Raw genomic sequence first — 1,127 nt, forward strand, 5'->3', positions numbered from 1 at the left:
TCACCCCAATAGATTCGTGACCGGATTTTCTGCGATATCGACGTCATCATAGTATTTCTGCGCCTGGGCCATGGAGCGGTGCAGCGAGAGGCGCATGGCGGCCTGGATCGGGGCGCCGTCCAGCGCGGCCTGGGTCAGGAAGCCGGACCGCAACCCGTGTGGCGAGGCGAAATCTTCCGGCATCCCGGCCAGTTTCAGCCGGTGTTTGACGATCTGGTAGATCGCATCCGGGCTGAGGCGACGTTTCAGCACCCGGTCGGCTTTCGAGATCGGACGGAACAGGGGGCCATCCTCTATCCTGCCAATTTCGATCCAATGCACCAGCGCCTGGGCCGCACGGCCCTTGAGCACCAGCCGGGGGGTCTCACCTTTTTGGGTGGTCTTGGTCTCCAGCAGCGACAGCCAGATGAGGCCCTGTTCCTGAAACGCCTTGAGCGAGACATCCGCGCGCATCAGCCCAGTGATCTCGGACCGCCGCCGACCACCCGAAGCCCAGCCCAGCATCAGGATGGCGCGGTCTCGGCAATCTCGATGAGAGCCGTGGCAGGTGGCCAACAGCTGCTCGAGCACATCGCGGGTGATTGGATGCGCCGACTTGGGAGCCGGAGGTCGGGCCGCGGCGCGGCGGGCCTTGGAGCGGGCTTGTTTCACTTGGGGCGCGCCGAAGGGGCTGTTCAGGTTCTTCATCCGATGAAAGGCCAGCCAGGACGCAATACGCCGGTCCAAAGTGGACGGGGCCGGGCAGGCGAGGGACTTGCGCAGCCCCTGAACAATTAACGCTTCTGCCGTTTCGCGCGCCACATCCGTTTCTGGTGCGTCGCCCAGATCGCGCGCATGATCGAGAATGAAGGCCAGCGCAGTTGCCTCGGATTCCGGCCAGTCCAGCGCCGACCCGAAGCGCGCAGCCTTCCAGGCGGTGATGTAGAGCAAATCGCGCTCATAGGCGCGCAGCGTATTGGTGGGCGTGCCGCGGACATAGAGGTCCGTCAGCGCCTCATGGTCTGCGTGTGACAGAGCAGGGGAGGCGGTGGGGAGATAGGGCGCGGGGGGCTTCATGGGGCCATTCTGCGCGCATTTTTCGGCCAAATCAAATGCTCATGATAAGGGGTACTTATCGAAGATAAATG

1 protein-coding gene is annotated in these 1,127 nt (G+C 63.4%); it reads right to left on the minus strand.

Translation table 11 applies throughout. The features are described from left to right. Positions 1–1,056 carry a tyrosine-type recombinase/integrase gene (locus ACR0CR_RS20385; protein ID WP_480602739.1) on the minus strand — a complete coding sequence of 352 codons (1,056 nt, stop codon included), beginning with the start codon at positions 1,054–1,056 and terminating at the stop codon, positions 1–3. Positions 1,057–1,127 lie beyond the last annotated feature (71 nt).

It is taken from the genome of Ruegeria sp. AM2, from assembly GCF_056540685.1.

Coding starts and splice junctions, on each gene's coding strand:
- ACR0CR_RS20385 (WP_480602739.1), bottom strand. CDS start 1,056: ATGAAGCCCCCCGCGCCCTATCTCCCCACCGCCTCCCCTGCTCTGTCA.